Here is a 22,573-nt window from a genome sequence, read left to right on the forward strand (position 1 = left end):
CGGCTTGTCAGCAAGCGCGGAAGGCCGGGCCGATAATTCGCAACGCAAACGTGGTTCGGATCTTACTCATTAGCCGTTCTTTAAGCGGTTTCTATGCCTTTGGAAAGGTCCTGCTTTGCATCGTCGAATGCGATCATCCGGTCCAGCGGGCCCAATGGGGTGACACCGGCCAGAACTGCGCGGGCTTCAGCCTCGTCCTGCTTCATCTGTGCCACCAGCGGCTCCAGCCCGTCGAACTTCACCTCGCCGCGCAGATAGGCGAAGAAGGAGACCGAGCAGGTCTCGCCATACAGACTGTCGGAGAAATCGAACAGGAAGGTTTCGAGCAGCGCCGTGCCATCGTCGGCCACTGTGGGCCGGTAGCCAAAACTGGCAACGCCATTGTGCAGGCTGCCATCGGACCGGCGGAACCGGACGGCGTAAATGCCGGGCTTCAACTCCACCTCGGGTGGCAGTTTCATATTGGCCGTGGGATAGCCAAGTGTGCGGCCCAGTTGCTTGCCCGCAATGACATTGGACATGACCGTATAGCGGTAGCCAAGCTGACCGGCGGCCTCCACCACCTCACCCTCGCCCAAAAGCTGGCGGATGCGGCTGGAGGATATGACCTGCGTGCTTTCATCGCGAAACGCATCAACAAGGGTAACGCCAAAACCATGGGTTCCGCCTGCGGCCATCAGGAAGGCCGGTCCACCTTCCCGCCCCTTGCCAAAGTGAAAATCAAAACCCGTCACCACATGAGAAGCATGCAGCCAGTCCATGAGAATGGAGGACACGAATTCCGTCGCCGTCCATTGGGCAAAGTCGCGGTCAAACGGATATTCCACCACAGCCGAAAAACCCATGCCTTCCAGCAGGCGGGCCTTCATGACAGGCGGCGTCAGCCGGAACACGGGCGTATCGGGCCGGAAGACCGTGCGCGGGTGCGGCTCAAATGTCAGCACCAGCACGGGTTTGCGAAGGATCTGGCCCAGTTCGAGCGCACGATCCAGCACGGACTGATGGCCGCGATGCACCCCATCGAAATTGCCGATGGCAATCACCCCGCCGCGCAAGGCGTCGGGCAGCGGTTCCTTCGTTTCATTGCGATGAAAAACAGTCATGATGGCGTCGTCTTGTCCTAGGTCTTGTCCTGATCAGGTGAGTTTTGGCATCCAATACTTAGGTGTTGCGCCTTGCTCTTTCAAAAAGGCTGTGAGCTTGCCGGTGTCGATCTTGTCTTTGACCGTATAGTCGCGGCTGTGAATACCATCGGCAATATAGAGAAGGTCCAGCCCAAAGGTTTGCGCACCGAGAACATCAGTCGGCATCCCATCGCCGATGGCAATCACGCGGCTTATATCGAAAGGCCCGCGTGCGGCCTTGGCCTCGGTCAATGATGCCATATAGATCGACTTGTGCGGCTTGCCCGATACCTGCGTTTCCCCGCCCAGTTCCTCGTAAAGCTTGGCGATAGCGCCAGCGCATGGAATGAGCCTGTGACCGCGCTCGACAACCAGATCCGGATTGGCGCACACGAAGGGTACACCCCGCGCTGCCAGCTGCTCAAGCGTTGCGCGATAGGTTTCCGGCGTTTCTGTCTCGTCATCGAAGAAGCCCGCGCAGACCACCGCTTCAGCATTCGCCGCCGAGACCATCTCGACATCCAGACCCTCCAGCAGCGCCAGGTCACGCTCCGCACCGATGAAATAGATGGGCTTGGGCCCCGCGGTGATCAACGAGCGCGTCACATCGCCGGATGTCACGATGGCGTCATAGGACTCGTCCAGAACACCGAGACCGCGAATTTGCACGCGCACGCCGGCATTGGGCCGGGGGGAGTTGGTGATGAGAACGACCGTAACGCCCGCCTCCCGTGCTGCGGCCAGTGCGCGGCTCGCCTCATGGAACGCATCCACGCCGTTGTGCAGCACACCCCAGACATCGCAGAGTATAACGTCGTACTGGCTGAAAATTTCGGACAGGGCATTGATGCGAGTGGGCATAGGCAGTTCCTGTAAGGACATCGGTGTGTGTGCGCTTAGCAGGTCACATCGCAGGCGTTTGGTTTTAATACAAGATCAAAACGCATTTTTGCCGTGGTTGCGGGCGATTTATCGGGCACTACGCCCAAAGCGAGTCTGAGGAAAAAAATACACCAAACCTTGACTCGCGTCTTCATTGCCCTTATCTCCAAGACGCTGGCACTCACCAAAGGCGAGTGCTAACATCAATCATCGGGCCTGTTTTTAAGGTCCGTCATGTCATGATCGAGGGATTAGACAATGGCAAGCACGAATTTCCGCCCGCTCCACGACCGCGTTGTCGTACGTCGCGTCGAGTCTGAAGCAAAGACCAAGGGCGGCATCATCATTCCGGACACCGCAAAAGAAAAGCCACAGGAAGGCGAGATCGTCGCTGTTGGCTCGGGCGCCCGTGACGAGAGCGGCAAGATTGTCGCACTTGACGTCAAGGCTGGCGACCGCGTTCTGTTCGGCAAATGGTCGGGCACGGAAGTCAAGATCGACGGCGAAGACCTTCTCATCATGAAGGAAGCCGACATCATGGGCATTATCGGCTGATTGAGCCGCTCCACCCACGTTTTCAGATACTGATGAACCCTAAGGTTCAGGAGACTTAAAAATGGCAGCTAAAGAAGTAAAATTCGGCCGCACAGCGCGCGAAAAAATGCTCCGTGGCGTCGATATCCTTGCAGACGCAGTGAAGGTTACGCTCGGCCCGAAGGGTCGTAACGTCATCATCGACAAGTCCTTTGGCGCACCGCGCATCACCAAGGACGGCGTTTCCGTCGCCAAGGAAATCGAACTGGAAGACAAGTTCGAGAACATGGGCGCACAGATGCTGCGCGAAGTCGCGTCCAAGACCAACGACATTGCTGGTGACGGTACGACAACGGCAACCGTGCTGGCACAGGCTATCGTTCGCGAAGGCAACAAGGCTGTTGCTGCCGGCATGAACCCGATGGACCTGAAGCGCGGTATTGATCTGGCTGTTGCTGCTGTCGTCAAGGACATTCAGGCTAAGGCAAAGACGATCAGCACATCGGAAGAAGTTGCACAGGTCGGTACGATCTCCGCAAACGGCGAAAAGCAGATCGGTCTTGATATTGCTGAAGCCATGCAGAAGGTCGGCAATGAAGGCGTGATCACGGTTGAAGAAGCCAAGACCGCTGAAACCGAACTGGAAGTCGTCGAAGGCATGCAGTTCGACCGCGGCTACCTCAGCCCCTACTTCGTAACCAACCCTGAAAAGATGGTTGCCGATCTCGAAGACGTCTACATCCTGCTGCACGAGAAGAAGCTCTCCAACCTGCAGGCCATGCTGCCTGTTCTGGAAGCTGTCGTTCAGACCGGCAAGCCGCTTCTGATCATCGCAGAAGACGTTGAAGGCGAAGCTTTGGCAACGCTGGTTGTCAACAAGCTGCGCGGCGGCCTCAAGATTGCTGCTGTCAAGGCTCCTGGCTTCGGCGACCGCCGCAAGGCCATGCTGGAAGACATCGCGATCCTGACCGGTGGTCAGGTTATTTCCGAAGACATCGGCATCAAGCTCGAAAACGTCACGCTCGAAATGCTCGGCCGTGCGAAGAAGGTTTCGATCTCCAAGGAAAACACCACCATCGTTGACGGTGCTGGCCAGAAGAACGAAATCGAAGGCCGCGTTGCCCAGATCAAGGGTCAGATCGAAGAAACATCTTCGGACTACGACCGCGAAAAGCTGCAGGAGCGTCTTGCCAAGCTCGCTGGTGGCGTTGCCGTCATCCGCGTTGGCGGTGCGACTGAAGTTGAAGTGAAGGAAAAGAAGGACCGCATCGACGACGCGCTGAACGCAACACGCGCTGCCGTTCAGGAAGGTATCGTCGCTGGCGGTGGTACTGCCCTTCTGCGTGCGTCCGTTGTTCTCGACATCAAGGGTGAAAACGACGACCAGAACGCTGGTATCAACATCGTTCGTCGCGCTCTGCAGGCTCCTTGCCGCCAGATCGCTGAAAACGCTGGTGACGAAGCCTCCATCGTTGTCGGCAAGATCCTCGACAAGAACGAAGACAACTTCGGCTACAACGCCCAGACTGGCGAATATGGTGACATGATTGCCATGGGTATCGTCGATCCGGTCAAGGTTGTGCGCACGGCGCTTCAGGACGCAGCATCCGTTGCTGGCCTGCTGGTGACCACCGAAGCCATGATTGCCGAGCTTCCGAAGAAGGATGCTCCAATGGGTGGCGGCATGCCTGACATGGGCGGCATGGGCGGCATGATGTAATCAGCCGACCCTTTCTACAGGGTTAGACGGAAAGGGCGGTCTTCGGGCCGCCCTTTTTGTTTGCAAAACACCGTGGACTGTATCTCACGATTTTGCTGGCCATTGGGATGGCCATAGCAACCAACGCGGCGCGACAGACACGTATGTCGTTGGTAGAATTGATATTTCACAACGAACGCTCCGGTTTACCCACAGCCACGTGTGTCATAATGACGTACTTTTTTCTTTTTTTTGAAATTTGCTACAAGTGGACTGTCGAAAGGTAAACAATGCGTTATAATCAGCCTGGGTTTACCTTACGGTTCACTTGTCGCATTTTAAGCTAGTTCGCTGATATTGATCAATATTTTGTAAAACGTAGGCCACGCGCAGGTTTGGCGCGCTACCAAGCGCTGACCGAACTCAAGACTCAAGCCGTTGTTATGACGCAACTTGCTCACATGGCGCAGGCAGACGAATGGAGGGGCGTACCAATGGCATGGAAATTCCAACAAGTACATTTCAAACGGGCATTGGGCTGACACGTGTTCAAAATTCTCAAAACCACCGCGCCTCTGAACTATCTGCCGGGGTCCCTTCCCTTTGACGCCATTGAGCCGGATTCTCTGGCGCAATATTGTGTATCGGAGCCTTGGACGGGTGATATGGGCAATGGCCTGTTTCGCCTGGGTGAGCGCACGGCCTATCTCCATGGGCTTGCGCGCTCCGAATGCGGGCTGCTCAATCTGGTGAAATGCTACGAAGCGACCGACCGTACCAATGTTCTGGAAATTTTCGAACAGGCGGCAACGTCCTGTTCCTCCTTCTGTTTCTCCACGACGATTATGACCATCGGTGGACCCAAGCAGCCCGTGTTCTGCATTGGTGAGTCGACGGGGGTTGAGCAAAAGTACAGCGGCAAGATTACGGGCGTGTTTCTGTTTCCGAACTTTCAGTTGCCCTCGCCGTTTCCGCCAATGAGCCGTCAGTAGAGGGTCTGCTTGTAAGTTTCCCCTCTGCATTCCTGTACTCGTCACAGGAATCCGCCCCCGTAGGGATATTGACTGAGCGGAAACTGTAGATCATGCACGGGGTGATGTAGATCAAAAGCAAGCGCTGAGCGGAGCGTTTTAAACAGCAACGTCCGCTTGATAAGCTGCTGGCATCACCCCAAAAGCAGCTTCAAATCCGTCGCTGGATTTTCAATCTCGGCGCGGTCAGGGGTAATCCCCATCTCAATCATTTTTTTGCCTGCAACATAAGCACGCGCATCATTGATCGCATCGACTGCAATCAGCTTTCCCGCCCGCATATACCAGACGGAGACGGACCCTTCACGCTGCCCCGGACGGGTGATCGTGGTGTCGTAGCCGATCCCGAACCCGGCAATCTGTAGCTTGACGTCATACTGATCAGACCAGAACCAGGGTTTGGGAGCATAAGGCTGCGCCGTACCAGCCAGCGTCTGCGCCAATGTTTCACTCTGATCAACGGCGTTTTGAACGGACTCCAGCCGAATGCGGCGGCCCTCCCACGGCATCACGGCGCAATCGCCTATGGCGTAAATCGAAGGATCGGAGGTGCGGCTGAATTCGTCGACCACGACACCGTTTTCAACCGTCAGATTGGCATCGACTGCCAGTTCGTCATTGGCATGAACGCCAATCCCAACGATGACGAGATCAACGGAAAGCGTCGTGCCATCGGTGAGCTCCGCATGGGTGACGCGGCCACTTTCGCCGACGAGGCGAACAAGACCGGTGGCCTCACGGATATCCACGCCGCGCACACGGTGGATGTCGCGCACAATGTCAGCGGTCGTGGACGAAGCGACGCGGTTGAGAATACGGTCCGCCATCTCGATCAAAACCACATCCAGCCCGGCACTTTTGGCGACCGCTGTGGCTTCAAGGCCAATGTAGCCGCCGCCAATAACCAGTGCGCGCTTGCCCGGCTTCAAATCACGCGCCAACTTATCAGCATCCTGAAAATCCCGGATGACGTAGACGCCTTCCAACTCGCCGCCAACGCTTGCCAGCAGACGGCGGGGACGCGAGCCGGTGGCAAGAACCAGAGTTTCATAGGGAAGTGAAACCCCGCCGCTTAAAGACAGCGACTTGTCAGCCCGCTCAATTCGCACTGCGCGGGTGCCGGTGCGAATGTCAATGTCATTGTCTACGTACCAGCTTTGCGGCCTGTAGTGGAGCCGATCCAGCCCCGCCTCCCCCATCAAGTATTTTTTGGAAAGAGGCGGGCGTTGGTAAGGCAGGCTGTTTTCCGACGCAATCACGGTTATGGGGCGCTGGTCCTTCAGAGCGCGCAGCTTCGCCGCCAAGGCAAATGCCGCCTGCCCACCGCCGACCACAACCAGATTGTTCGTCATCACTATCCTTGCATTTGTTGTTCGCCGCATGTCCGGACGTAAAACCGCTTCACGCTTTCACTGCGAATGCTTAGAGCGCTTTTCGTTCTGATTGAGTCAGAACGGCGCTCTAACTCTCATGTTCAAGCATAATCTCATCGATCCTCGCTTCGCTCCGGTCGGATTATGCTTTAGCCTATCTTGCAAACCGTCATGCCCTTTTCGACAGCCGGTCGGGCAAGCGCCTTATCCACCCAGGCCATAACATGTGGGAAGGCATCGAACGTCAGCACATCGGCTGCACCATAATGGATGCGCGCGCCGTTGACCCATGGGAAGGTAGCGATATCGGCGATGCTATAGTCATCGCCCGCCAGCCATTCTTGGGTTTTCAGCCGCTCTTCCAGCACGCCGAGCAGACGCTTGGATTCCTCGCGGTAGCGGTCAACCGGATAGGAATTGTTGGCGACCTTGGCCGCTGCATATTTGTAGAAATGGCCGAACTGGCCGAACATGGGGCCTACGCCACCCATCTGGAAGAACAGCCAGCACAGCGCATCATAGCGCTTGGCGGGGTCCTGCGGCAGCAGCTTGCCGGTCTTTTCAGCAAGATAAACGAGAATAGCGCCGGATTCGAACAGGCCAATCGGCTGGCCGTTCGGACCATCGGGATCGATGATCGCCGGAATGCGTCCATTGGGATTGAGCGACAGAAACTCCGGTGCCTTCTGCACATCCGTGCCGATATCGATGAGATGCGCCTCATAGGGCAGGCCCAGTTCTTCGAGCGCAATCGACACTTTCACACCGTTCGGCGTCGCCAGCGAATACAACTGAATGACATCGGGATTCTGGGCAGGCCAGCGCTGTGTAATCGGGAAAGCAGACAAATCAGCCATAAGACACTCCTTGGGATCGTTTCTATCTATGTAGGCGCTTTTGTGCGTCAGACCACAGCAGAAATTTTGGACAGGATGGTCTGTACGGCAGGGTGGCTGTCATGCTCGCTCTTTCTAGCCCGCACGAGGCATGCTTCGGACCGCAGAATAACGCCATCCGACAGGATTTTCAGGTGGTTGGCCTTCAACGTGGAACCGGTGGAGGTGATATCGACGATAATATCAGCCGAGCCCGATGCGGGCGCGCCTTCGGTCGCGCCGAGGCTTTCGACAATCCGATACAATTGAATACCGTGGCTGCCGGAAAAATACTGCTGTGTCAGCCGCCAGTATTTGGTGGCTATGGCAAGCCGCCGCCCGTGGCGCGCGCGAAAATCCGCCGCCACGTCACCCAGATCCGCCATGCTGTCCACATCCAGCCAGATTTGCGGCACCGCGACCACCACGTCTGCGTGGCCGAAGCCGAGACGCGCGCAGAACGCGACCCGCGTTTCAACATCGGACAGATCTTCGCGGATCAGGTCTTCGCCGGTCACGCCAAAATCGACGGAGCCAGTTCCAAGTTCACGGGCGATTTCGGAGGCTGACAGGAAAGCCACCTCCACATCCTCCAGCCCCTCGATGCGACCACGATAAGAGCGCTCATTGCCGACAGCAACGATGTTAAGACCGGCGCGGGCGAAAATGGTCTGTGCATCGTCTTTCATCCGGCCCTTGGAGGGCAGTGCCAGCGTAATGGTCATTGGCCCCTCGCCTGTTCGTTTCTCTGCCGGGCCTGCTCGATACGGTCCAGCCACAGGGCGAAACCGACAGCCGGTATGGTGTGGGTCGCGCCGAGCAACGTCATCAGCCGGTCAAACCGCCCGCCGCCCGCCAGCACCGCCGTTTGGCCAAGGGCAGTGATTTCGAACACCAGTCCGGTGTAATAATCCAGCGGACGCCCGAAGGCGGCGCGGTAGCGAATGGCCGTGACATCCACGGTTTGCGCCAAGGCATCCACACGGGCAGCAAACGGTGTCAACGCTGCACCAATGTTAAGACCGGCTTCATCAGCAAAGCGCGTTAGGGCATCGACCGCGCCCGACAACGGCACATCCAGCGACAGAAAGGTGCGCAACAATGTTAGCGTCGGCGCATCGAGCGCCACACGGGCCAGTTCCCGTTTTTCCTTGAGGCGCGCGGCAATTTCAACAGGCGACCGGCTGGCATTGGTGGAATAGCCGGTAGCCTCCATCCGCTCATCGATATGCGCAATCAGCCCCGCATCATCGTTGCTTGATAGGTACGCCTCGACCTCTTCCTCAAGGCCGGTCACGGCTTGAGGATGCGCGAGTTTTTCCAAAAGCTGCTCAAGCTGCGCGACATTGCCAAAAGCGTGGATCAAGCGCTTCTGCCAGCCGGGTGCCAAGCCACAGGCAGCGACAACGGCCTCGAACATTGCCTGATCACCCACTGTCACCTGCAACTGTGTTGTGGGCAGAACGCTTTGCAGAATGACCATGGCATCGCTGACAGCGCGGGCGTCCGCACGCGCCACATCGCTTTCGCCGAGGTCTTCTATACCCGCCTGATAAAACTCGTTGGCCCCACCCCGGCGCTGGCGAAACACCTGACCGAGATAGGCGTAACGCTTTGGCGTACCGGTTGCGGTTTCAATATGGCGCAGGCAGACGGGAATGGTAAACTCTGGCCGCAGGCACAGCGCCTTGCCGGTTTCGCTCTGCGTCATAAAAATGCGGCGGCGCAGGTCTTCGCCCGCCATATCCAGAAATGGTTCGGCGGGCTGGATAACAGGCGTGTCCACACGCGTGACACCCAGCGATTGAAACGCCGAGAGCATATCCGCGGCGCACCCCGGCAGATCGATGGCGGACATATCGTTAAGCCCCGGCCTGCAGAGTGGCGCGGTCTTGCGCCTGCTCGGCCAGAAGCGCGCGCACGCGCTCCACCAGATCGGTCTCCAGCACTTCCACCTGGGCCGGGCGGGCTTCACGCCATGCGGCATTGTCGTCAAACTCGGCGGATAGACGCTTGCCCTCGATCAGGTCCTTGATCTGCACAATGCCGAGCGCGCGCTCGTCACCACCCTGAATGATGGCCAGAGGAGAGCCGCGACGATCGGCATATTTGAGTTGATCACCAAAATTCTTCTTGTTGCCCTGATACATTTCGGCACGAATGCCGCCGTGGCGCAGCGCCTGCACAAATTGCTGGTAGCGCCCGAGGCTCTCCGTATCGCGATCCATAACGCAGACGACAACGGGGGCAACAACAGGGTCCTGACCCAGTTTGCCGAGGTTTTTCAGCGCCGTCATCAGGCGGGATACGCCGATGGAGAAGCCTGTGGCCGGAACCGGCTGCCCCATAAAGCGCGACACCAGCCCATCGTAACGGCCACCGCCACCGACCGAGCCGAACACGACCTTTTCGCCCTTTTCATTGGTCACGTCGAACAACAGTTCGGCCTCAAACACAGGGCCGGTGTAATATTCGAGCCCACGAACGACCGATGGATCGATCTTGATGCGGGTCTCGTCGTAGCCCGCCGAGGTCACGAGATGACAGATGCGGTTCAGTTCCTCCACCCCTTCCGGGCCGGTTGCCGTTCCCGCGACGAGGTCCATGAGCGCGTCCGCGCTGGTCGCGTAGTGCTCGATACCGACGAAAAACAGAACCTTGTCGATCTGCTCGTCATTCAGGCCAGCGCCCTTGGTGAAATCACCGCTGTCGTCCTTGCGACCGGGGCCAAGCAGAAGACGAACACCGTTCGGGCCGAATTTGTCCAGCTTGTCGATGGCGCGCAGCACATTCAGGCGCTGGCCCGCATTGTCCTCGCCGCCAAGGCCGATGGCTTCCAGCACGCCGTCCAGCACCTTGCGGTTGTTGACGCGGATCACGTAATCGCCACGGGCGATGCCCAGCGCTTCCATCGTATCGGCCATCATCATGCACATTTCGGCATCGGCCTGCACGCCGCTCGCACCCACCGTATCGGCATCGAACTGCATGAACTGGCGGAACCGGCCCGGGCCGGGCTTCTCATTGCGAAACACATAGCCAGCGCGATAGGTGCGGTAGGGAAGCTGGATATCATTGAAATTTTCAGCCACGTGGCGGGCCAGCGGCGCAGTGAGATCGTAGCGCAGGCTCATCCACTGCTCGTCATCGTCCTGCAGCGAGAACACGCCTTCATTCGGGCGGTCGCTGTCTGGCAAAAACTTGCCAAGCGCATCGGTGTATTCAAACAGCGGGGTTTCCACCGGATCAAAGCCGTAGCGCTCGTAAACCTCACGGATCTTCGCGGTCATTTCCTGCACGGCGCGAATATCGTCGGCGCTGCGATCCACAAAACCCCGTGGCAGGCGCGCTCTCAGCTTTTGTGGTTTCTTCTTTTTATCAGACATGGATCGGGACCGCACTTCAAGGAGAGACTTCAAGGAATTTTCTCATAAACGCTGTCGTCACAGGCGGCAACACTTAACCGTGCCCCCATTTGGCGCTAAATCCCTTATTTTATCGCATTGTCCGGGCGTTAAAGCGATTCCGCTTTCACTCGAAATGCTTTATGATCAGATTCATGCGGATCTTTTCGATCATCACAATGCTGGTTTCCAGCCTGTTTCTCGGGTTTTTGCCGGTCATGGCTGCAACCGAGCATACGAGCCGGATGATCTCCATGCATGAACAGCATGGGGAGGGGATGCCGCATTGCGCCTCGAACTGTGATGCCAAACCGGCGCACACCATGCATCCAATGCTCTGTTCCGCCTGCTTTGCCGTTCTGGCCGAGACGATTTTGTCATCGCGCCCCGCACACGAGCCGGAAACTTTGACAGCGGCAACAGAGCCAGCGTTCGTCAGCCACATCAACGCCCCGCCGTCTCCACCTCCCAAGAGCTGATCGACGCCCGTTCGATCACTGAAAAACCCAAAAGGAGAAGAGAGATGTCTCGTACACTCATCGTGGCCGCATATGCGGCAGTTTTTAGCCTGTCGACAGTGTCCTTTGCGCAGGAGATGGACCATTCAAAGATGACTATGGCTGCCCCCAAAGGCGATAGCGGACCATCGAGCACAGCATTTGCCGAGGCCAATGCGGCAATGCACAAGGGCATGGACATCGCGTTCAGCGGCAATGCCGATGTCGATTTCGCCAAAGGCATGATCGCACACCATCAGGGTGCAATCGATATGGCCAAGGTTGAGTTGCAATACGGCAAGAATGAAGAGATGCGCAAAGTCGCCGAAGAAGTCATCACCGCCCAGGAAGCCGAGATCGCCATGATGAAGGATTGGCTTGGTAAAAACGAGAAGTAACGATTAGCGATCCGGCTCGCCGCGCCAAATGGTGCGGCGGGTCAGGCGGCTGAGGACCGTCTTTCTGTTTGGTCGGAACGACCATCCAGCAAGCCTTGTATCGAAATATCCTCGTCCAGCATCTCCCAGTGGAGGCCGTAAGGGCTGATCTCGTAGTCCATACGTTGCAAAGACGTGGCAGCGTGCAACCGGGGAAACCACACCAGAGGAATTCCTATGGTTCGGCCATCATCCAACGCGACCCACATCGTATGATCATCAAAACGCAGTTCAGTTGCCGAAATGCTCATGCCACGCTTCTATGAGCTTCATCCGGTTTGATGTAGCGATGATCATGCAGACGTGGGCACCAAATGTTGGAATCAATCCGCTAACACCTATCGAATGTCGACTAAATTTGTAAATGAAACGTCTCTATAGGGCATACCCAAAAGTAATGATAGGCAAAACACTGTCGCGAAAGTCACCCCCTCCAGCCGGCCTTTTGCAACTGACATTTGCGACACGAATTTGCGCACGATGCCGACTCATAATCCTTCCAGTGAAAAGTCAGGATTTCCGCGACAAGACGGCTCAAGGTTGGAAAACTGCGCCCTCGGCTACAGCCGCGATGGCTTGCAGCACTCCGTCACGCCCGCCGTTCCCATCCATCCAGTGCAGCACCCGGCACACCGTGTCCGCATAAATCATATGATCGCCTCCCGCGATTGCACTCCACTCAAAAGGGGTGATTGGTAATGGACCTTCGGTGTTCCGGATGCATCGTTCCGACGCCGTGCGTCCCGGTTTGAGATAACGGTCGTCATCGGAGACCAAAACGGCGATACCTTCATCAAACCATGTCGGGAACGCGCCGGTGAGCTGCGCTCTCGTGCCGATCCTGCGTTGCAGTTCGACGTGCGAGAACTCATGAGCGAGGATCGTAGGAGACAGGCCGCGCGGCGAAAGCCGAAGGATCGTTGCAACAGGGGTCGATATGGTGATTGCGTAGGCACCACGCCCACCGATGTTCCAATCGCATTCTTCGGTCGAGCAGCCGACCAGAATGGGCTGGCGCTCAAACGTCCCGTAATAGGAACTCACCACCGATGCGGCCTGCTCAGCGTCGGTCTGGAGCTGCCTTCGCATCGCATCGGGCATCCCCTTGTCAACGATAAGATGGGAATGAACCCGCTCCATCCCGTAGCAACTGGGACAAACAACAGCGGCGGCGACGGGGTATGAATACGCAAAGAGAAGCGAAGCAGAGGCTATGACGAATAATGCGCCGAGACCGGCTAACTTCGTAAGCCTTCCCACCGACATTCTCACGCCATCACTCTCCCGCTTTTCCCTAGTGGTCGCAAAAATCCCAACAAAAGTTGGAATTTCGCGCCTGAATTTTGCTTCGCGCGTTTTCGCACCATATCAGCAAGCTGCCGCGTATTGAAGCCCTTGCTTTGATCCAGCGACACCGTGGGTTCAAGCCAGATTTTTGCTTCTCCGCCCCCACCGCGCGCATGGACATGGATGGGTTCGCGCGGGTCGCCTTCGTTGGAGTAAAAGAAAAACACATATTCGTTGACGCGAAGGATGACAGGCATTTCTACTGCCCCGGTCGGATGAACTCTCGCCGTAACGTCTCCACCCCCGCCCGGCAGCAGCAGCCTTCGATATGATCGTTAACGAGGCCCATGGCCTGCATGAACGCATAGACCGTGGTGGGGCCGACGAAGGTCCAGCCGCGCTTTTTGAGGTCTTTGGACAGGGCGGTTGAGGTCGGCGTGGTGGGGTTGGCAATCAGCGTCGGGTAATCCACCACCTTCGGGCGCTCAGCCTCACTCGGCTCGTGGCTCCAGAAATAGCGCGCCAGTGAGCCGAACTCGGCGCGCAAGGCCTGCGCGCAACGAGCATTGTTGACGGTGGAAACGATCTTGCCGCGATGGCGCACAATGCCTGCATCGGCCAGGCAGCGGCTGATATCCTCATCGGTAAAGGCAGCGACCGCGTCAATGTCGAAACCGGCAAAGGCCGCACGGAAGTTTTCGCGCTTGCGCAGGATCGTCAGCCACGACAGGCCGGACTGGAACCCTTCCAGGCAAATCTTTTCAAACAGACGTGTATCGTACGTAACGGGGCGTCCCCACTCCTCGTCGTGATAGCGAATGTAATCGGCAAGGCCGCCTTGCCAGAAGCACCGGTCGCGACCATCCGGCCCGGTCGATATGCCCGCGATGTCCATCCTGCTTCCCCACCTTAACATATAGCTAACCCTGTCACCGGGTTTATAGAACGCCGCTTGCGAAGCGCCACCGAAATTTACCTTTCCCTTGCCGATTGCTGCAAGGATGTGCACCACATCCGACTGCGAGGGCTTGAGATATGATCAAACGTTTTTCCCTGACCAAAACGGTAATGGTGCTTGCTATCGCCCTTGGGGGCACACTGCCCGCGCACGCCAACGACCGCTACGCCAACCGTCCGCCAATCGTTGTCAGCCCGGATCTGACTGCGCCCTGGCTGATGCAGCTAGGCGGCCAGCCAAAAGCGCGGGTCGTCTACCGGGACGCCCAGCCACGGGTCGTCGTTCGCAGACAGGTTGTGCAACAAAGAGCCGGGCAGCCTGTCGTTCGTCGTCAGGTGGTCGTGCAGCAGGCATTTGCGCAGCCGCGCCAGGTGCGGCCCACCGCCATTGAGCCGCAGTTTCTGCCGCAAATGGTTGACTATGATAGTGGTCATCAGCCCGGCACCGTGATCATCGATACCAACACGCGCTTTCTGTACCTTGTCACCGGCAATGGGCAGGCAAAGCGCTATGGCGTGGGCGTCGGCAAGCCCGGCTTCGAGTGGGCCGGTGCCCATAGGGTCACCCGCAAGGCGGAGTGGCCAACATGGACGCCACCGGCGGAAATGCGGGCGCGCGAAGCAAAGAAGGGCAAGTTTCTGCCGGTGCGGATGGATGGCGGCCCGGCCAACCCCTTGGGCGCACGCGCTTTGTATCTCGGCTCAACCCTCTACCGCATTCACGGCACCAACGCGCCCTGGACCATTGGTTCAGCCGTCTCCTCCGGATGCATTCGTATGCGCAATGAAGATGTAGTGGATCTATACGAGCGTGTTCCTGTGGGAGCCAAAGTGATTGTGATCTGAGCTCACACCATCATATTACCGGATTCGGAGCCTATGCAGACAGTGGACATGCTCTTATGATGCATCTTCACTGATTTGCCAGAAAGGCTCCCACTCCACCTTGAAACTGATCAACCGCCTTGCCTCCAACGTCCATTTGATGTTCCGCCGCCCTGCATGGACGCAGTATGCGGCGCTCTGCTACCGCTTTTCCAAGCGCGATGGCGCACTGGAAATCCTTCTGATTACCAGCCGGGATACCGGGCGCTGGGTCATACCCAAGGGTTGGCCCATGAAGAACCTGACCGCGCATGAGGCAGCAGCGCAGGAGGCACAGGAAGAAGCCGGTGTCAAAGGCTCGGTCGACCCCAAATCTATTGGCGAATTTTACTATCGCAAGGCGCTGGAAGGGTTTGCCATTGATTGCAAGGTGCAGGTCTACAGTCTTCTGGTCAAATCGCACCTTCATTCATTCAAGGAAAAAGGCGTGCGTCGGCTCGAGTGGTTTTCTCCCGAGGACGCCGCCGGGCTGGTCAATGAACCGGGCCTTCGAAAGCTGATCCTCGACTATTCGAACCGAACGACGCCGGTGCCGACCGTGCAGTCTGCGGGTAAAGGCTAACCTTTTCCCACCAGGTCGCAAACATCCGGCTCAAGGACGATTGCTGACATTCATCAAGCTTGTCGTCATGCCATTTTCGCACCCGCTAAAGCGGATCGCGATCTTTCAGATTCAATCGTCACGCTGTAGATTGCCTGAAACGCTTCGCTCAAGACCAGGAACCCCAGCACTGCGCGCTCCCCGAGAAAAAACGACCCTGGATAAGGATCTCGACAAGTTATCGCTGCGCGAACAGGCCATCCTGTCCCTGCTGCGCGGCTGGGTGGGCTTGGGCTTCGGCTTCGTCTTCATGGTACTGGCCGCCATGATCGCGGCCAGTTTTGCGTTGGGAACGCCGGGCGCGGCGCTGGTTATCGCCGGTGCGGCGCTGGCCGGCTATATGGCGATGAACATCGGCGCCAACGATGTGAACAACAATGTGGGTGCCGCTGTCGGTGCCAAGGCCATGACCATGACCACTGCTCTGGTCATTGCGGCGATCTTCGAAATTCTGGGCGCAGTCATCGGCGGCGGCGAGGTCGTCACCACCATCGAGTCCGGCATTCTTATCGATGCCACGATGCCAAGCGCCAATGTGTTCGCCTGGGCAATGCTGGCGGCGCTGTTGTCGTCCGCTCTCTGGATCAATCTGGCGACCTGGGCCAATGTGCCGGTATCGACCACACACTCGATTGTTGGCGGGGTTATCGGTGCAGGCATTGCGGCGTCCGGTGCCGATACGGTCAACTGGGCGTCCATTGCCGTGATCGCTCTTGGCTGGGTGTTTACACCGCTGATTGGTGGCGCGCTGGCGGCAGCCTTTCTGTATTTTATCAAGGTGGTCATTCAGAACCGCGAGGACAAGGTGGCCGCTGCCCGGCAATGGGTACCGGTGCTGCTGGCGGCGATGGGCGGAGCATTTGTTGCCTACCTTACTACGCTGGGAGTAGGACACGGTCCATGGGCCAAAATCAGGCTCGACCCGCCGTCTGCACTGGGTGCGGGCTTCGTCAGCGCATTCATCCTCTACCTCGTATGCCGTCCGATGGTGCGCCGACAGGCCATTGGCCTTGACAACAGAAACCAGTCCCTGCGCACCCTGTTTCGCATCCCGCTGATTTTTGCGGCGGCGCTGATGTCCTTTGCGCATGGGGCCAATGATGTGTCCAATGCCATCGGTCCACTGTCCGGCATCGTCCGCGCGGCACAGGATATGGAGATAACCGATCTGGCTTCGACGCCGTTCTGGGTCACGCTGATTGGCGCGTTCGGCATTTCGCTGGGGTTGATGCTGTTCGGGCCAAAGCTTATCCGTCTGGTGGGTGAGGACATCACCCGCCTCAATCCGGTGCGGGCTTTTTGCGTGGTATTGTCGGCCTCCACAACGGTTATCGTCGCGTCCTGGCTCGGGCTTCCGGTGAGTTCCACCCATATTGCGGTCGGCGCGGTGTTTGGCATCGGCTTTTTCCGGGAATGGTATATGGCCCGGGCGCGGCGTCTCAACCAGGTGTCCGGCAACATGCAGAATGGTGAGGTCGACCGTAATCGTGATGAGTCCCGACGCCGCTATCTGGTCCGGCGGTCGCACTTCATGACCATTGTTGCGGCCTGGGTCGTTACCGTACCGGTCTCCGCTCTGCTGTCTGCCGGGGTATTTCTGCTTCTGTCGCTGTTTTTCATGTGAGGTTTCATGCGTGCCAATTTCAGACTGCAACGTCTTTTTATCGATCAGCCGTTGCACGCAGGCGCCGCAATCGAGGCCACAAAGGAACAGGTCAACTACCTTGCCAATGTCCTGCGATTTGGCGAGGGCGACCCCGTTCTGGTGTTTAACGGGCGTGATGGCGAGTGGCAGGCAAACCTGACATTTGCGACACGCAAACGCATTCAACTGATATTGGTAGAGCAGACCCGCGCACAAACCCCGGTGCCCGATCTGCACTACCTGTTCGCCCCCTTGAAGGTCGGACGGCTGGATTATCTGGTGCAGAAGGCCGTGGAAATGGGCGCTGGCGTCTTGCAGCCGGTCATGACGCAGCATGTGCAGGGACGCATTACCAGTCTGGAACGGCTGGAAGCCAATGTGATCGAGGCAGCCGAACAGTGCGGCATTCTCTCCATCCCCAGGGTTCACGAGCCGCAAAAGCTGATGGACCTTCTGGAGAGGTGGCCAGCCGAGCGCCGCATCGTGTTTTGTGACGAGAGCGAAGCCGGACAAAATCCACTTCCCGTTCTTAAAGACATATCCGAGCGCAAGCTGGCGCTGCTGATTGGCCCGGAAGGGGGATTTTCGCAAGCCGAGCGGGAGCATCTGCGCAGCCTGCCTTTCGTCACCCCCATTCCACTCGGGCCCCGCATTCTGCGGGCCGATACGGCAGCGGTGGCGGCGATGGCTGTGGTGCAAGCCACACTGGGAGACTGGGCGTGAGAGCCGAACGCCGGTTCAATATTTTTGATGCTGTTTCAATCTAAACCACTTGCGCCGGGTGGAAATCCGGTTCAATCAGCAGACCCCTAAAGCGTGTCGCGGAAGAGAAGCCATGGCCAGAGATACGACAGACCAGACCCCGATTACCTCCGTCGCGGATCTTGAGGATTATCTCGCAGGCGGCAACAAACCGCGCGACAAGTTTCGTATCGGCACAGAGCATGAAAAATTCGTGTTTTTTGCGGCGGATAACAGCCCTGTTCCTTATGAAGGTGAAGCCAGCATTTCCGCGCTGTTGAACGGCATGCAGGAGAAAACCGGCTGGGAGCCGATCATTGACGCGGGCAACATCATCGGCTTGGCGGAACCCCACGGCCAAGGCGCGATTTCGCTGGAGCCCGGCGGCCAGTTCGAGCTTTCCGGCGCGCCGCTCGAAACGCTGCATGAAACCTGCCGGGAATCCAACCAGCATCTGGCAACCCTGCGGGAGGTGGCAGAGCCTCTGGGCATTCGTTTCCTTGGCATCGGCGGCAGCCCGAAATGGCACTTCGACGAGACGCCGCGCATGCCGAAATCCCGTTACGATATCATGACGCGCTACATGCCGAAGGTTGGCACGCAGGGGCTGGACATGATGTACCGCACCTGTACCATTCAGGTGAACCTCGATTTTTCGTCTGAAATCGATATGCGCCGCAAAATGCAGGTATCCTTGAAGCTGCAACCGCTGGCGACTGCCCTGTTTGCCTCTTCCCCCTTCAGCGATGGCAAGCCGAACGGGCTGCAAAGCTGGCGCGGCGATATCTGGCGCGATACTGATAATCAGCGTTCCGGTGTTCTGCCCTTTATCTTCAAGCCCGATTTCGGCTTTGCCGATTATGTGGAATGGGCTTTGGACGTTCCCATGTATTTCGTGGTGCGCGAGGACCGATACCACGATTGCACCCATGTGACGTTTCGCCAATTCATGAATGGCGCGCTCAAGGGTGAACTGGCGGACTGGCAGCCCAATATGGGCGACTGGACCAACCATCTGTCCACCCTGTTTCCCGATGTGCGGCTGAAGCGTTTTCTGGAAATGCGCGGTGCCGATGGCGGACCATGGCGGCGCATCTGTGCCCTTCCCGCTTTTTGGGTGGGATTGCTCTATGACGATACGGCGCTGGATGCGGCGGAAGACCTGACCCGTGACTGGACTTTTGACGAGGTCGTGAGCCTTCGCAATGCCGTACCTGCGCAGGGCCTGAGCGCGGACTGGCGCGGTCAGTCGCTAATGAGCGTTGCGCGAAGCGTCGTTGATATCTCCCGCGCCGGCCTGAAAGCGCGCAACCGCCTGAATGGCGAAGGCGTGGATGAAAGCCATTTTCTGGCGCCGCTCGATGAGGTGCTGGCGAAAAAAGCATCTTTGGCGGAAGAGTTGTTGTCGCTCTACCATGGCCGGTGGAACGAGTCGGTTGAGCCGATTTTCTCCGAATACCAGTACTAGAGCATTTCCTCCATTAAAAAAGCCCGATGTGCGTCCGCTCCATTGAACGGCTGCACATCGGGCAAGTGGCAGGGCTATTGGCATTTACCCTGCGGGGATTCCTGAACTCTGTCCTCTCGCGATCATCCTGTATTTTTACGAGACCGCTGCAAGGCAGCATAAGACAGATCACGTCCGGCGGGATGCGACAAGGGCAGATTCAGTGCGTTTCGTACGTCCGCACGAGAAATTCCGATATCCAGCAAGTGGGCATCCGATGCGTCAAGCAGTGTCTGCAGGTCTTTGCGATCACGCAGGGTGCGACGCAGAAACGCGAGATACCCGATTGCACCCCGGATTGTTCCGGAGACGGACCAGTGCGTTGTTTTGCTGACGGCATGCATGGCATCTCTCCCTCTTTGGCCGACTTCCACTCAGGCTGGCTTCGCGATCTTTCTCGCAATTTCGCATTGATCAGTCCAACGAATGTTTCTAATGATATTCATCAAGCTCTTTCATGGATGAGACCAATGACCGCCCATCTTGATATTGATCAGTTGCACACCTTCGTCGCCATTGCCGATACCGGTAGTTTTACCCGCGCGGCAGACCGTGTGTTCAAGACGCAATCGGCGGTTTCCATGCAGATGCGCCGGTTGGAGGAGCGCATCGGAAAGCCGCTGTTCGTCAAGGACGGGCGCGGAAACCGGCTGACCCCAGAGGGCGAAAAGCTTCTGAACTACGCCCGCCGGATGATTCGCCTTAACAGTGAGGCCATTGCAGCCTTTGACGATAACCGGCTGGAAGGCACGCTGCGCATTGGCACGCCAGATGACTATGCTGACCGCTACATGCCCGAAATCATTGTTCGGTTTGCCAAAAGCCATCCCAATGTGGAGCTGTTCATCGAATGCGAACCGTCATCGGACCTCGCCCAGCGCATGGCGCGCGGAGATCTTGACATTGCACTGGTCACGCACAATCCCGGTTCCCGTGCTTCGGAAGTGGTGCGCACCGAGCCGCTGTGCTGGGTCTGCTCGGTCAACTATCCCTTGCGCGAGAATGTGCCGGTGCCGTTGGCTGTCGGACGCCGGGACTGCCAGTGGCGCCAGGTGGCGACGTCGGGTCTGGATGCGGTGGGCCGTGATTATCAGGTGCTGTTTACCAGCTGGTCTGCAACCGTCATCGCTTCGGCGGTTCTGGCAGGCATGGCCGTTGGCGTCATGCCGGAATCAGCGTTGCGACCGGGTATGAAAGTGCTGACCCATGCGGATGGGTTTCCGCCGCTGGCCCCTGTTCAGATCGGCATCATGAAACGTCCGGGCCTGTCACCGTCGCTGACATCGGCCATCACCAACCACATCACCGCCTGCCTCGACAACATAACCCCGGTCGTTTTGAACGAGGATCTGGATAAGGACACCAAGACGCTTGGCCGCTACCCGCGCCTGTTGCAGGTGGGGGCGTTAAGCGGCTGGTAAGGTGATATAAGATTTACCTTTCCGCAGCGCACCACTTCCCAAGTCCGGTTTTCCGTGGTAGCAGCCCTCGTCAACTCCTTATTTTTCTACAGAGCCTTTCTGTAGTTTCACCGGGCCTCTGAGCGCACCTCTTGTCCCGGCGACCACTTTATATTCTGAAGGGAATTGGCCATGGCGCGTATTATCGAAACTCCCACCGGACTGGAGGCCTTGACCTTCGATGACGTGCTGCTGCAGCCCGGCCACTCCGATGTCATGCCCGGCCAGACCAATATCTCCACGCGCATTGCGCAGGACATTGAGCTGAACCTGCCGATTCTGTCGTCTGCCATGGACACGGTCACGGAAAGCCGTCTGGCCATCGCCATGGCGCAGGCCGGCGGCATTGGCGTTATCCACCGCAACCTGACCCCCATCGAACAGGCCGAGCAGGTTCGTCAGGTCAAGAAGTTCGAAAGTGGCATGGTCGTCAACCCCGTGACCATCGGCCCCGATGCGACGCTGGCCGACGCCAAGGCGCTGATGAAAGCCTATGGCATCTCCGGCATTCCGGTGGTTGAAAATGCCGCGACCAATCAGCCGGGCCGCCTGGTTGGCATTCTGACCAACCGCGACGTGCGGTTTGCCTCCGATCCGAACCAGAAAATCTACGAACTGATGACGCGTGAAAACCTGATTACGGTCAAGGAAAGCGTCGATCAGCAGGAGGCCAAGCGTCTGCTGCATCATCATCGCATCGAGAAATTGCTGGTGGTGGATTCCAATGGTCGCTGCGTTGGGCTGATTACCGTCAAGGATATTGAAAAGTCACAGTTGAACCCGAATGCGTCCAAGGATTCGCAGGGCCGTCTGCGCGCCGCTGCCGCCATCAGCGTGGGCGACGATGGCTATGAGCGCGCCGAGCGACTGATTGAAGCCGGTGTCGACCTCATTGTGGTGGATACGGCCCATGGCCATTCGCAGCGCGTGCTGGATGCCGTGACCCGCGTGAAGAAACTGTCGAACTCGGTGCGCATCATGGCTGGCAATGTGGCAACTGCCAGCGGCACCAAAGCGCTGATCGATGCCGGTGCGGATTCCGTCAAGGTGGGAATTGGCCCGGGCTCTATCTGCACCACGCGCATTGTCGCCGGTGTGGGCGTGCCGCAGTTGGCGGCCATCATGTCGGCTGTGGAAGCCGCGCAAGAACAGGACATTCCCGTGATTGCCGATGGTGGCATCAAGTTCTCCGGCGATCTGGCCAAGGCCATTGCCGCCGGCGCCTCTGCCAGCATGGTCGGCTCATTGCTGGCCGGAACGGATGAAAGCCCCGGCGAAGTGTTCCTGTATCAGGGCCGGTCCTTCAAGGCCTATCGCGGCATGGGCTCCGTTGGTGCCATGGCGCGCGGTTCGGCGGACCGGTACTTTCAGGCAGAGGTGCGCGATACGTTGAAGCTGGTGCCGGAAGGCATTGAAGGTCAGGTGCCGTACAAGGGCCCGGTCTCCGGCGTGCTGCACCAGTTGGCCGGTGGCCTGCGGGCGTCCATGGGCTATGTCGGTGGCGCAACAATCAAGGATTTTCAGGAAAAGGCGACTTTCGTGCGCATTTCCGGCGCGGGCCTGCGCGAAAGCCACGCGCATGATGTGACCATTACGCGTGAAAGCCCGAACTATCCGGGTGGCGCTTAAACTTT

General features: G+C 57.9%; 24 protein-coding genes. 12 read left to right on the plus strand and 12 right to left on the minus strand.

Features of this window, described 5'->3' with window-relative positions; translation table 11 throughout:
- Positions 1-80: 80 nt before the first annotated feature.
- Positions 81-1,103 carry a bifunctional riboflavin kinase/FAD synthetase gene (locus tag IFT84_RS02275; protein ID WP_192117009.1) on the minus strand — a complete coding sequence of 341 codons (1,023 nt, stop codon included), beginning with the start codon at positions 1,101-1,103 and terminating at the stop codon, positions 81-83.
- Between the two features lie 33 nt (positions 1,104-1,136).
- Positions 1,137-1,985 (minus strand): TIGR01459 family HAD-type hydrolase, encoded by an 849-nt coding sequence (locus IFT84_RS02280; protein WP_192117010.1) that lies wholly within the window; start codon positions 1,983-1,985, stop codon positions 1,137-1,139.
- Positions 1,986-2,264: 279 nt separating this feature from the next.
- Here IFT84_RS02280 and groES point away from each other — a divergent pair, with 279 nt between their 5' ends.
- The 3 genes from groES (at position 2,265) to IFT84_RS02295 (ending at position 5,231) form a co-directional block, all read left to right on the plus strand.
- The gene (gene groES / locus IFT84_RS02285) at positions 2,265-2,561 is read left to right on the plus strand and encodes a co-chaperone GroES (protein ID WP_192117011.1); all 297 of its coding nucleotides are present in this window, start codon (positions 2,265-2,267) and stop codon (positions 2,559-2,561) included.
- A gap of 61 nt (positions 2,562-2,622) precedes the next feature.
- Positions 2,623-4,260: a chaperonin GroEL gene (groL, locus tag IFT84_RS02290; RefSeq protein ID WP_192117012.1), complete on the plus strand. Its 1,638-nt coding sequence runs from the start codon at positions 2,623-2,625 to the stop codon at positions 4,258-4,260.
- Between the two features lie 524 nt (positions 4,261-4,784).
- On the plus strand, positions 4,785-5,231 hold the full coding sequence (locus IFT84_RS02295) for a hypothetical protein (protein ID WP_192117013.1): 447 nt from the start codon (positions 4,785-4,787) through the stop codon (positions 5,229-5,231).
- A gap of 173 nt (positions 5,232-5,404) precedes the next feature.
- Here IFT84_RS02295 and IFT84_RS02300 read toward each other — a convergent pair whose 3' ends face one another.
- The 5 genes from IFT84_RS02300 to hisS all read right to left on the minus strand — a co-directional run bounded on the left by IFT84_RS02300 (position 5,405) and on the right by hisS (position 10,904).
- Positions 5,405-6,622, minus strand: coding sequence for an NAD(P)/FAD-dependent oxidoreductase (locus tag IFT84_RS02300; protein WP_192117014.1), 1,218 nt, complete (start codon positions 6,620-6,622; stop codon positions 5,405-5,407).
- Positions 6,623-6,792: 170 nt separating this feature from the next.
- Positions 6,793-7,500 (minus strand): glutathione binding-like protein, encoded by a 708-nt coding sequence (locus tag IFT84_RS02305; protein WP_192117015.1) that lies wholly within the window; start codon positions 7,498-7,500, stop codon positions 6,793-6,795.
- A 47-nt stretch (positions 7,501-7,547) separates the two neighbouring features.
- Positions 7,548-8,243, minus strand: coding sequence for an ATP phosphoribosyltransferase (gene hisG / locus IFT84_RS02310; protein WP_192117016.1), 696 nt, complete (start codon positions 8,241-8,243; stop codon positions 7,548-7,550).
- Positions 8,240-9,376, minus strand: coding sequence for an ATP phosphoribosyltransferase regulatory subunit (locus tag IFT84_RS02315; RefSeq protein ID WP_192117017.1), 1,137 nt, complete (start codon positions 9,374-9,376; stop codon positions 8,240-8,242). Before IFT84_RS02315 ends, hisG begins: the two co-directional genes overlap by 4 nt.
- A 4-nt stretch (positions 9,377-9,380) precedes the next feature.
- The gene (gene hisS, locus IFT84_RS02320; protein WP_192117018.1) at positions 9,381-10,904 is read right to left on the minus strand and encodes a histidine--tRNA ligase; all 1,524 of its coding nucleotides are present in this window, start codon (positions 10,902-10,904) and stop codon (positions 9,381-9,383) included.
- A gap of 173 nt (positions 10,905-11,077) precedes the next feature.
- On the opposite strand from hisS, the gene IFT84_RS02325 reads away from it, so the two are divergent.
- Together IFT84_RS02325 and copM are read left to right on the plus strand one after the other, a co-directional pair.
- Entirely contained in the window at positions 11,078-11,401 is a 324-nt protein-coding gene (locus IFT84_RS02325; protein ID WP_192117019.1) for a hypothetical protein, read from the plus strand.
- 44 nt (positions 11,402-11,445) lie between these two features.
- Positions 11,446-11,817: a CopM family metallochaperone gene (gene copM, locus IFT84_RS02330; RefSeq protein ID WP_192117020.1), complete on the plus strand. Its 372-nt coding sequence runs from the start codon at positions 11,446-11,448 to the stop codon at positions 11,815-11,817.
- A 41-nt stretch (positions 11,818-11,858) separates the two neighbouring features.
- On the opposite strand, the gene IFT84_RS02335 is transcribed toward copM, so the two are convergent.
- From IFT84_RS02335 to IFT84_RS02350, 4 genes are all read right to left on the minus strand, one after another.
- Positions 11,859-12,107, minus strand: coding sequence for a DUF2442 domain-containing protein (locus tag IFT84_RS02335; protein WP_192117021.1), 249 nt, complete (start codon positions 12,105-12,107; stop codon positions 11,859-11,861).
- Between the two features lie 283 nt (positions 12,108-12,390).
- Positions 12,391-12,945 carry a hypothetical protein gene (locus IFT84_RS02340; RefSeq protein ID WP_192117022.1) on the minus strand — a complete coding sequence of 185 codons (555 nt, stop codon included), beginning with the start codon at positions 12,943-12,945 and terminating at the stop codon, positions 12,391-12,393.
- Between the two features lie 179 nt (positions 12,946-13,124).
- The gene (locus IFT84_RS02345) at positions 13,125-13,400 is read right to left on the minus strand and encodes a DUF4160 domain-containing protein (protein WP_192117023.1); all 276 of its coding nucleotides are present in this window, start codon (positions 13,398-13,400) and stop codon (positions 13,125-13,127) included.
- Positions 13,401-13,402: 2 nt separating this feature from the next.
- Complete coding sequence (locus tag IFT84_RS02350; RefSeq protein WP_192117024.1) at positions 13,403-14,038, minus strand: DNA-3-methyladenine glycosylase I; 636 nt, start codon at positions 14,036-14,038, stop codon at positions 13,403-13,405.
- A 173-nt stretch (positions 14,039-14,211) separates the two neighbouring features.
- On the opposite strand from IFT84_RS02350, the gene IFT84_RS02355 reads away from it, so the two are divergent.
- From IFT84_RS02355 to IFT84_RS02375, 5 genes are all read left to right on the plus strand, one after another.
- Complete coding sequence (locus IFT84_RS02355) at positions 14,212-14,946, plus strand: L,D-transpeptidase (RefSeq protein WP_244651083.1); 735 nt, start codon at positions 14,212-14,214, stop codon at positions 14,944-14,946.
- A 100-nt stretch (positions 14,947-15,046) separates the two neighbouring features.
- The gene (locus IFT84_RS02360; protein ID WP_192117026.1) at positions 15,047-15,547 is read left to right on the plus strand and encodes an NUDIX hydrolase; all 501 of its coding nucleotides are present in this window, start codon (positions 15,047-15,049) and stop codon (positions 15,545-15,547) included.
- A 169-nt stretch (positions 15,548-15,716) separates the two neighbouring features.
- The gene (locus IFT84_RS02365) at positions 15,717-17,210 is read left to right on the plus strand and encodes an inorganic phosphate transporter (RefSeq protein ID WP_446737570.1); all 1,494 of its coding nucleotides are present in this window, start codon (positions 15,717-15,719) and stop codon (positions 17,208-17,210) included.
- Between the two features lie 6 nt (positions 17,211-17,216).
- Positions 17,217-17,954: a 16S rRNA (uracil(1498)-N(3))-methyltransferase gene (locus IFT84_RS02370; protein WP_192117028.1), complete on the plus strand. Its 738-nt coding sequence runs from the start codon at positions 17,217-17,219 to the stop codon at positions 17,952-17,954.
- Between the two features lie 112 nt (positions 17,955-18,066).
- Entirely contained in the window at positions 18,067-19,440 is a 1,374-nt protein-coding gene (locus tag IFT84_RS02375) for a glutamate--cysteine ligase (protein WP_192117029.1), read from the plus strand.
- Positions 19,441-19,562: 122 nt separating this feature from the next.
- Here IFT84_RS02375 and IFT84_RS02380 read toward each other — a convergent pair whose 3' ends face one another.
- The gene (locus tag IFT84_RS02380) at positions 19,563-19,823 is read right to left on the minus strand and encodes a hypothetical protein (protein ID WP_192117030.1); all 261 of its coding nucleotides are present in this window, start codon (positions 19,821-19,823) and stop codon (positions 19,563-19,565) included.
- A gap of 126 nt (positions 19,824-19,949) precedes the next feature.
- Between IFT84_RS02380 and IFT84_RS02385 the strand changes: the two genes are divergently transcribed.
- Both IFT84_RS02385 and guaB read left to right on the plus strand, forming a co-directional pair.
- Entirely contained in the window at positions 19,950-20,900 is a 951-nt protein-coding gene (locus IFT84_RS02385; RefSeq protein ID WP_192117031.1) for a LysR substrate-binding domain-containing protein, read from the plus strand.
- A gap of 171 nt (positions 20,901-21,071) precedes the next feature.
- Positions 21,072-22,568, plus strand: coding sequence for an IMP dehydrogenase (gene guaB / locus IFT84_RS02390; RefSeq protein WP_192117032.1), 1,497 nt, complete (start codon positions 21,072-21,074; stop codon positions 22,566-22,568).
- The last annotated feature ends 5 nt before the right edge of the window (positions 22,569-22,573 follow it).

It is taken from the genome of Rhizobium sp. CFBP 8762 (assembly GCF_014841565.1).
Lineage (GTDB): Bacteria > Pseudomonadota > Alphaproteobacteria > Rhizobiales > Rhizobiaceae > CFBP-8762.